This window comes from Acidovorax sp., from assembly GCF_016783915.1.
Classification (GTDB): Bacteria; Pseudomonadota; Gammaproteobacteria; order Burkholderiales; family Burkholderiaceae_C; genus Acidovorax.
In genome coordinates, this window is record NZ_JADHVT010000043.1 from 23,112 (window position 1) to 31,056 (window position 7,945).

Here is a 7,945-nt window from a genome sequence, read left to right on the forward strand (position 1 = left end):
TGCACCTCAGTCAGTTTCAGGGCAAAAATTGGCACGCCAAATGGAGGTCAGTGCACCGGCTCCAGGGCAAAGGCGTCCATCGACAGCATGCTGTACATCACCTCGCGGCTCAAGTAGTTTGCGTGCAGGTCGTCGCCTGCTGCACCCAATGCAAAGAAGATCGGCAAAAAGTGGTCTTCGGTCGGATGCGCGCGGTGGGCGTGAGGCGCCTGGCTGCGGTAGTTGAGCAGTGCTGCCATGTCACCACGGGCCAGTGCGTCCTCGATCCAGCGGCTGAACTCCAGCACATAGGGAGCGGGCGCGCGCTCGCCGCCAAAAAACTCGGCCAGGTTGTGCGTCATGCTGCCCGACCCCACCACCAGCACGCCGTGGCTGCGCAGACTGCGCAGCGCGGCACCCAGTGCATACACATCGGCCGGGCCCGCGCCCACGGGCAGGGCCACCTGCACCACAGGCACGTCGGCCTGCGGGAACAAATGCATCAGCGGCACCCAGGCGCCATGGTCGAAGGGGCGGGCCGCATCGCCCTGGGCCGCCACACCGGCCGCCTGCAGCAGGCCCAGTACCTCTTGCGCCAACGCGGGCGAGCCCGAGGCGGGGTATTGCAGCTGGTAAAGCGCGGGCGGAAACCCGCCAAAGTCGTGCCAGGTGGAGGGCTGCGGCCCGGTCATGACCTGGGCGGTCCGCGCCATCCAGTGCGGGGACATCACCACCACACCGCGCAGGCCGGGGTATTGAGCCTTCAGGCTCTGGCCCCATTGCGTGAGCGCAGGGCCGGTGGTGCCAGCGTCCAGTGCAAACAATGGCGCACCATGCGACACAAACAGCGCGGGCACTACAGCAGAGACAGCGGCGGGGGCTTGGGCAGACGCAGACATGACAACTCCAACAAGGGACACCATGAATGTAGGACTGATGGCCCGTGATACCAAGCCCTGCATGGCAGACAGATTGTTCTATGGATGATGCCAATCAAACATTGACAGGCCGTTGGCGCGCGGTGGGCAACACCTGCACGCCCCTCCTGACGCTCAAGCCTCAGGAGCCGTCGCGCACCCGGCCCCGCAGCGCCTTGGTCTCGCCCCGCTGCGTCTTGCTTTGCAAGCGCCGCTGTTTGGACCCATAGGTGGGCTTGGTGGCCCGGCGCACGCGGGGCGGCGCGGCCACGCTGTTGACCAGCGCATTCAGGCGCTCCAGCGCATCGTTGCGGTTTTGCTCCTGGCTGCGGTACTGCTGTGCCTTGATGACCACCACACCGTCTTGCGTGATGCGGGTGTCACGCAGGGCCAGCAAGCGCTCCTTCACGCCTTCGGGCAGCGAAGATGCAGACACAGCAAAGCGCAGATGGACGGCGCTGGAAACCTTGTTGACGTTTTGTCCGCCCGCGCCCTGCGCGCGCATGGCGGTGATTTCGACCTCGTCCTCGGAGACTTGCAGGGGCAGCGGGACCATGAGGTGCGAACCGCGCGCGCCTGTGCTCAGGCCGCGGGCTGCTGGGCCAGCAACTGCGCCAGCCCGTCAATCGCCAAGCCATAGCCCAGCACGCCAAAGCCACACATCACCGCCTTGGCAGCTGCTGCCATGTACGAATGGTGGCGGTAGGCCTCGCGCGCATGCACGTTGCTGATGTGCAGCTCGATCAGCGTGATGCCCGTGCCCTTGATGGCGTCGTGCAGCGCAATGCTGGTGTGGGTGTAGGCCCCGGCGTTGATAACCACACCCGCAAGCTCGCCCGCCGCATGCAGGCGGCCCGCCTCGTGAATCCAGTCCACCAGCGCGCCTTCGTGGTTGCTTTGGTGAAAACGCAGCGCAAAACCGTAGCGGTCGCAGGCGTCGGTGCAGAGCTTTTCCACATCGGCCAGGGTGGCTGCACCATATACGGCGGGCTCGCGCGTGCCCAGCAGGTTCAGGTTGGGGCCATTGAGGACAAAAACGGTTTTATTGGCAGTCACAGACAAGGTCTCCGGGGCAATGCGCCTGCCACGCTGGCAGGCCAGAGTGCGGGATTATGCGGCGCCGCAGCGCAAGGGGCCGCCCCAATAAAAAAGCGGCCCCGAGGGACCGCTGTAAAAGGCAGCCTGTGCAACGCTGCCTGTGAGCGACTCGCGCCCAAGAGGTTGGTGACAGACCAGCCGCCGGGGCTGATCAACGGTCCCAGTGGCGACCGTGGCCGTGTCCGTGGTGGCGATGGCCGTAGCCATAACCATAACCGCCGTAATACACCGGTGGGGGTGGCGTGTAGTACACCGGCGGGGCGTTGTAATACACAGGGCGTGGAGGGGGCGCGTAGTACACCGGTGGGGGCGGTGCCACGTATACCGGGGCAGGGGCATAGTAGCCATTGCTGGCCCCCACCACCACGCCGGGCACGCCAATGCCCACAGACCAATTGACATCACGGGCCTGGGCGGAGCCAGCACCGGCCAACAGGGCCAGCGCCACACCCGCCACAGCGGCCGCAGTAGAAACAGAACGGGTTTTCGTCATGGAAATCTCCTAGTGAATGAGGGCGACCAGCCAAAAGGACGCACCTCACCGGTACACAACGCACCAAGTGCCTAAAAGGATGGCATAAAACCGTCTTTACGTTGTGTCTGAACGTACACGTGCTCGTTTTAATGCGTAAACCGTCACGAAACCGCCGCCTAAAATGGCTGGATGAGCACCCCCTCCCCCGCCAATACCGCCGCCACTGCAACTTCTGCGGCCCCTGAAACCGTCAAGCCCAGCAACTTTTTGCGCCAGATCATCGAGCATGACCTGGAAAAAGGCACATACGCCACCCGCCGCTGGGCAGGCACCCCCGGCGACGCCGCCCACCACGCCCAGGGCGAGCCCGACCCCGCCAAGATCCGCACCCGCTTCCCGCCCGAACCCAACGGCTACCTGCACGTGGGCCACGCCAAGAGCATCTGCATCAACTTTGGTTTGGCGCGCGACTACGGTGGCGTGTGCCACCTGCGCTTTGACGACACCAACCCCGAAAAAGAAGACACCGAATACGTCAACAGCATCATCGACGCGGTGAAGTGGCTGGGCTTTGACTGGAACGGCGCACCCGACGCCGCCCCCTACCAGGCCAGCGACTACTTCGACTTCATGTACCGCGCGGCTGAATACCTGATCGAAGCTGGCCACGCCTACGTAGACGAGCAAACTGCCGAACAAATGCGCGTGAACCGGGGCGACTTCAGCAAGCCTGGCGTGGACAGCCCCTTCCGCAGCCGCACCCCGGCAGAGAACCTGCGCATCTTCCGCGAGATGAAGGACGGCCAGCACGAAGACGGATCGATGGTGCTGCGCGCCAAGATCGACATGGCCAGCCCCAACATCAACATGCGCGACCCGGCCATCTACCGCATCCGCCGCGCCACCCACCACAACACGGGCGACACCTGGTGCATCTACCCCATGTACACCTACGCGCACCCCATCGAGGACGCGCTGGAGCAGATCACCCACAGCCTGTGCACGCTGGAGTTTGAAGACCAGCGCCCCTTCTACGACTGGCTGCTGGAGCGTTTGACCGAAGGCAACCTGCTGGCCAGCCCGCCCCCCCGCCAGTATGAGTTTGCGCGCCTGAACCTCACCTACGTCATCACCAGCAAACGCAAGCTGGCCCAGCTGGTGTACGACCACAAGGTCAGCGGCTGGGACGACCCCCGCATGCCCACCATCGTGGGCCTGCGCCGCCGTGGCTACACCCCCGCCGCCATCCAGACCTTTGCCGAGCGCATCGGCGTCACCAAGTCCGACAGCTGGATCGACTACAGCACCCTGGAAGGCTGCCTGCGCGAAGACCTGGAGCTGAAAGCCCACCGCGGCATGGCCGTGCTGAACCCCGTCAAGCTGGTGCTGACTAACTGGGACGACGTGATGGGCGCAGGCCACCTGGAGCCCTGCAGCCTGCCCGCCCTGCCCCACCCACCCGAAGGCACAGAGTCACCCGTGCGCCACTTCACCATCGGCAAGGAAGTCTGGATCGAACGCGAAGACTTCGAAGAAGTGCCCCCCAAGGGCTACAAGCGTTTGTTCCCCGGCAACAAGGTGCGCCTGAAGGGCGGCTACGTCATCGAATGCACGGGCGCCAACAAAGACGCCGACGGCAACATCACCGAAGTGCTGGCCACCGTGGTGCCCGACACCAAGAGCGGCACCCCCGGCGCCGACAGCGTGAAAGTGAAAGCCGCCATCACCTGGGTGGGCGTGGCAGACGGCGTGAACGCCGAAGTGCGCATGTACGACCGCCTGTTCCTGGACGCGCATCCCGATGCGGGTGGCAAGGACTTTATTGAAAGCCTGAACCCGAACAGCCTGAAGGTGGTTACTGCCATCGTGGAGCCGTCATTGGCCAATGCCCAACCGGATGACAAGTTCCAGTTTGAGCGGCATGGGTACTTTGTGGCGGATCGCATTGACCACAAAGCAGGGAAGCCGGTGTTTAACTTGGCCGTGGGGTTGAAGGATTCCTGGGGGAAGTGATTACCTCCTGTTTGAAAAAAGGCCAGCAGATTTTTATATTTGCTGGCCGTTTTCTATTGGACCGACAACAGCTTTCGACCCGAAGCGGTCTGCCACAGTGCAATATGGATCTGTCATTTGCTGCCACTCAGTTAAAGCCCCCGCCCTCTGAGTGAGGTTTGCCATGGTCAAGCACTTCGCATCTCGAGCGGTATCAGCTCCCCAGTGGCTTGGTTGGAAAACACGGTCCGCGACTTTGGGTGGAATGGCGAATGATGCTGCTGTGTAAGCTGCAGCTTGAAAAGCGAGGAAAAAATATGCTGCTAACCGATATCGCCGTCGAGCACACCCTGGTGTCCAAAAAGAATGGAGTTCGTCAGACTTTCTTGCTGCATCCGTTTACCGATACACAGCGAGATTCGCTTGGTAAATTCGAGATCGTTCGTGACATCAGCCAGCCAGGATTCAAAGACGTTAAACGTTCAACCTTCGTGACGTTTCAACAACTGGCAGAGTTGTATGCAAAAGGTGCGCTCGAAGAATTCGGGTTTTCCGTTCGCATGTGTCCGGGTCAGGGCACGTACCCCGCCAAGAATCCCACAAAAAAGATACTGCCAACCAGCATCAGGCCGGGTTCACCGTTCGACCTGGCTGTTCAAAAGGTGGATATTTCAAAACCTGCTACTCGCGAATTAAGGACCGCCTTGCTTCGCACCAATGTCACCCTTCAAGGGTGAGGACGCTGATTGATAGGAAAGTCCCTGTGAATTCATCCGTTGCCCATGCTGAACTTATCGCCACCTTCAAACGGGCGCAGGCAGATGCCGCTCACAAGCTCGGATTGATCAAAGCGGCTGCGAACAAGGGCCCCAAGGCAGTCCAAGCCGCGACGGAAACGGCTGCAAAGGCCGTAAAACGCAGGGACTCGTTTGCAAAAAAAATGGACAACCTGGGGGTGAGCCTCAAGGATTGAGGGCGGTCCAGCCTGCGGCCCGGCACCAGCCAGCAGCCACCGCCTGCACTAGGCCGCAGGAGATAGATAAAGATAAGCGCTAGAGGCAAATGGCATGATCCATGCAAACCGCCCCTAGTCTCCCACGGGGTACAGAGCTGAGCCTTGTATCGACCGAAAAAGCACCCACAACACGCTGCACGCCGTACACGGGGTGATCTACCCGGCTGCAAGCGCTACCCCGTTTGCGCTACAAACACTGCCATGCTCACTACCCCACCCCTGCCGCCCACCTTCACCCCCACCTACCGCCCCGTGCCGCCCGGCCCGCTGGCGGGGCCGCTGCAATTGCTGCCTGTCAACGCCGATGTGATGGCCGTACACACGGCCACGGGTGCGCATGTGGGCTCGCTCAAGAAGCTGGGCGGGGTCTGGAAGTTCAAGGCCATGGGCTACGACGCTGCCGGGCGCATGGAGCCGGGCCATGGGCCACTGACGGAGCAGCACAACATGGCATTCGCGGCGATCGATGAGGCCGAGGTGAGTGCCCGGCTGCTGGGCGCTTTGGGAAGCGCTGGGTAACGAGCGCTAAGAAAGCACCAAAAATACGAAGCTGCGCCGCACAGGGCCGCAACTCTCAGAGTTGCGCGTCGGCCAGCACAAACTCCACCGCCGCACAGGCCGCCGCCACCTGTGCATCAATGCACTGCTCGGGCGTGGCGCGGGGGCTGTCGGGGTAGACCTCCGTTGTGGTGGTGTAGCGCGCGCCGCTGATGCCCGCGCACAGGCCCCACTGCTTCATCGGGTAGTGGATGACGCCCGGCGCCACCACGGGCGAGCCGATGATTTCGTTCTTCTCGTCCGCTGGCGCAATGTGTGTGACGCGGCTGACGGCCTCGATGATGGTTTGCTGGAAGGCGGGCTGCGGGTTGTCGGTGTCGTCCACCAGGTAAAAGCCGTCGGGGATGCTGCCGGGCTCGAACACCTTGCCGTCGCGTGCGGCCACGGCGGGGCGGTATTCGGATTCGTCGGTGTTGGTGGTTTCGTGCAGGTCGATGTGGGCGGCAAACTGCCCATGCAACGGCGCCACCAGGCGCATGAGGGCCGCGGACTCCTGCGCGGGCGAGCCGTCGCGGAACGACCGGTTGGGGTCGATGGCGTCAAAGTTCCAGCGCTGAAACCGCTCGTACGCCCAGGGGCTCACGCACGGCACCACCAGCAGGTTGGCGCGGCCTGCAAAGCGCTCGGCGTGCGTGTCCACAAACCGCAGTGCGCCGTGCACGCCACTGGTTTCGTAGCCGTGCACTCCCCCGGTCACCAGCACGGTGGGCAGGCCGGGCTGCCACTCGCGGCTGCGCAGGCCCCGCAGGGGAAAGCGCTCTGCCGGGTGCTGGGCGTCGCCATAAATCACGTCGCCATACATCTCCACGTCAAACCGGCCCCGCAGTGCCTCGATGGCCGTGAGCACGTCTTCGGCGTAGCTGCGCTGGCGCACCTGGCGTGCGCGCCACTGGTCGCGTTCTGCAGCGCCCCAGGGTTGGCCGGGCGTGCCGATGGGATAGGTGTGGGTGGGTTGCATGGGTGCGTGGGATGGAGTGGCGGGTGAATGGTTGCAAACGGGGCCGACGGAAAGGAGAACGTCAAACGGCTTGTCGCAGGGCGTTCATAGAATACCGCGATGCCCCTCCCTTTGATTCGGCCCTTGCGGCTGGCGACCTCGTCGCTGCTTTTGCTGCTGTGTGCGCTGGCGCACGCACAGCCCGCCCCCCAACCCGCAACTGCCAACACCCCGGCCACGCGCCCGGCAGGCAGTGCCCCTGTGGATGGCACAAAACCCACACCGGGGGGCGCTGCAGCCGCCGCACCCACAGCCGCCGATGCGGCCCTGCTGTCGCGCGATGCGCGGCGCATTTATGAGCTGTCGCGCGACAAGCTGGTGCAGATCCGCACGCTGCTGCGCAACGCCAACACGCAGGCGTCGATTGGCTCGGGCTTTTTTGTGTCGGCCGATGGGCTGATCGTCACCAACTTTCACGTGGCCAGCCAGCTCGCGCTGGAGCCCGAGCGCTACCGGGGCGTGTACGTGACGATGGAGGGGCAGGAGGGCGAGGTGGAGCTGCTGGCGTTTGACGTGCAGCGCGACCTGGCCGTGCTGCGCGCCAAGGGGCGCACGGCCGCTACGCCGGTGCTGAGCTTTCGGCCCTCCACCGACGCGCTGGCGCAGGGCGAGCGCATCTACTCGCTGGGCAACCCGCTGGACATCGGCTTTGCGGTGACCGAGGGCACCTACAACGGGCTGGTCAAGCGCAGCTTTTACCCGCGCATCTTTTTTGGCGGCGCGCTCAACCCCGGCATGAGCGGTGGCCCCGCAGTGGACGACGCAGGCCGGGTGTTGGGCGTCAACGTAGCCAAGCGGCTCGACGGCGAGCAGGTGAGCTTCTTGATACCGGCCGAGTTTGCGCAGGCGCTGGTGCAGCGCGCAGCCAATGCCCAGCCCATCACGCAGGCCGCGCACGCCGAGATGACGCGGCA

The 7,945-nt window shown here is 63.7% G+C and carries 10 protein-coding genes; 5 read left to right on the plus strand and 5 right to left on the minus strand.

From position 1 onward, the window contains the following. Positions 1-47: 47 nt before the first annotated feature. The 4 genes from ISS20_RS10685 to ISS20_RS10700 form a co-directional block, all read right to left on the minus strand. Complete coding sequence (locus ISS20_RS10685; RefSeq protein WP_291436418.1) at positions 48-878, minus strand: class III extradiol ring-cleavage dioxygenase; 831 nt, start codon at positions 876-878, stop codon at positions 48-50. Positions 879-1,038: 160 nt separating this feature from the next. Beyond that, positions 1,039-1,452 (minus strand): alternative ribosome rescue aminoacyl-tRNA hydrolase ArfB, encoded by a 414-nt coding sequence (arfB, locus tag ISS20_RS10690; RefSeq protein ID WP_291436420.1) that lies wholly within the window; start codon positions 1,450-1,452, stop codon positions 1,039-1,041. 26 nt (positions 1,453-1,478) lie between these two features. Continuing rightward, positions 1,479-1,952: a type II 3-dehydroquinate dehydratase gene (aroQ, locus tag ISS20_RS10695; RefSeq protein ID WP_291436422.1), complete on the minus strand. Its 474-nt coding sequence runs from the start codon at positions 1,950-1,952 to the stop codon at positions 1,479-1,481. 193 nt (positions 1,953-2,145) lie between these two features. Beyond that, positions 2,146-2,487 (minus strand): hypothetical protein, encoded by a 342-nt coding sequence (locus ISS20_RS10700; RefSeq protein ID WP_274113532.1) that lies wholly within the window; start codon positions 2,485-2,487, stop codon positions 2,146-2,148. Positions 2,488-2,658: 171 nt separating this feature from the next. Here ISS20_RS10700 and ISS20_RS10705 point away from each other — a divergent pair, with 171 nt between their 5' ends. From ISS20_RS10705 to ISS20_RS10720, 4 genes are all read left to right on the plus strand, one after another. After that, positions 2,659-4,482, plus strand: coding sequence for a glutamine--tRNA ligase/YqeY domain fusion protein (locus ISS20_RS10705; protein ID WP_291436425.1), 1,824 nt, complete (start codon positions 2,659-2,661; stop codon positions 4,480-4,482). Positions 4,483-4,733: 251 nt separating this feature from the next. After that, positions 4,734-5,198 (plus strand): hypothetical protein, encoded by a 465-nt coding sequence (locus tag ISS20_RS10710; RefSeq protein WP_291436427.1) that lies wholly within the window; start codon positions 4,734-4,736, stop codon positions 5,196-5,198. A 26-nt stretch (positions 5,199-5,224) separates the two neighbouring features. Further along, positions 5,225-5,434 carry a hypothetical protein gene (locus ISS20_RS10715; RefSeq protein ID WP_291436429.1) on the plus strand — a complete coding sequence of 70 codons (210 nt, stop codon included), beginning with the start codon at positions 5,225-5,227 and terminating at the stop codon, positions 5,432-5,434. A gap of 243 nt (positions 5,435-5,677) precedes the next feature. Continuing rightward, entirely contained in the window at positions 5,678-5,995 is a 318-nt protein-coding gene (locus ISS20_RS10720) for a hypothetical protein (protein ID WP_291436430.1), read from the plus strand. 55 nt (positions 5,996-6,050) lie between these two features. On the opposite strand, the gene ISS20_RS10725 is transcribed toward ISS20_RS10720, so the two are convergent. Then, the gene (locus ISS20_RS10725; protein WP_291436432.1) at positions 6,051-6,992 is read right to left on the minus strand and encodes a M14 family metallocarboxypeptidase; all 942 of its coding nucleotides are present in this window, start codon (positions 6,990-6,992) and stop codon (positions 6,051-6,053) included. Between the two features lie 99 nt (positions 6,993-7,091). Between ISS20_RS10725 and ISS20_RS10730 the strand changes: the two genes are divergently transcribed. Continuing rightward, on the plus strand, positions 7,092-7,945 hold an 854-nt coding region (locus tag ISS20_RS10730), incomplete at its 3' end, for a serine protease (protein ID WP_291436434.1).